An 860-nucleotide genomic window follows, 5' to 3' on the forward strand; every position below is an offset into this window, starting at 1 on the left:
GTATTCGGGCTGTCAGAGCAAGCCCAACCCACCACTTTTCTCGCATACAAATCCATTACCACGGCTAAATAGAGCCATTTGGTTCCTGACCAAACATAGGTCACGTCACCACACCAAACCTGATTTATTGCTTCAACGTTAAACTGCCGCTTTAACAAATTAGGGGCTATTTTAGATTCATCATTTGCTATCTTGTAACGATGCTTTCTGGGTTGGTTACTGATTAGCCCTGCATCTCTCATTAAACTCGCGGCCTTATAACGGCCAACATTTTCACCCAGTTGATTAAGCTGGCCTGCTATCGTTCTTGCCCCTGCAGAGCCTCTGCTATCACGGTGAATTGCAATTGCTTGCTGGCGCAGTTTCTCACGTTCAGGCTTCACTAATCCACGATGTTTGAGATGATAATGGTAGCTGCTACGCGGTATTTCAAACAAATGACAAAGCTGTTTGATGATGTTCTGCCCTCTCGATAACAATTCAATTAATGCTATCGTTTGATGTTGTCTTGCATTAAGAGAGCGGTAGCCTTTTTTAAGATATCTTTCTCCCATTCAATTTTCTTAATTTGCGCTTCAAGCTCTTGAATTCGTTTTTGTTCGGGAGTGATGGCATTAGCTGATGGAGTAATACCTTCAAATTCTTGTCTTAGCTGAGTTACCCAACGTCTAATCGCTGTCGGGCCTACGCCGGTTGCTTCACAAGCTTCTCGGATGGTGTAACCTTGTTTAATCACAAGGTTAGCGGTATCTATTCTAAATTCTGTTGAGTAAGTTGGTTGAGTCTTCATTACTTTTTACACCGTTTTATCTTAAGGGGATTTTACCTCAATCGGTGTACAGTTTCATTAAGCCACAATA

The 860-nt window shown here is 42.2% G+C and carries 2 protein-coding genes; both read right to left on the reverse strand.

Annotated elements, in window-relative coordinates:
* Nucleotides 1-554, reverse strand: a 554-nt coding sequence (locus H5125_RS21685) for an IS3 family transposase (RefSeq protein ID WP_182745500.1), incomplete at its 3' end; no start/stop codon positions are given.
* On the reverse strand, nt 491-790 hold the full coding sequence (locus H5125_RS21690; protein WP_259395520.1) for a transposase: 300 nt from the start codon (nt 788-790) through the stop codon (nt 491-493). The genes H5125_RS21690 and H5125_RS21685, both read right to left, overlap by 64 nt.
* Nucleotides 791-860 lie beyond the last annotated feature (70 nt).

This window comes from Shewanella sp. SR44-4 (assembly GCF_014163715.1).
Taxonomy (GTDB): domain Bacteria; phylum Pseudomonadota; class Gammaproteobacteria; order Enterobacterales; family Shewanellaceae; genus Shewanella.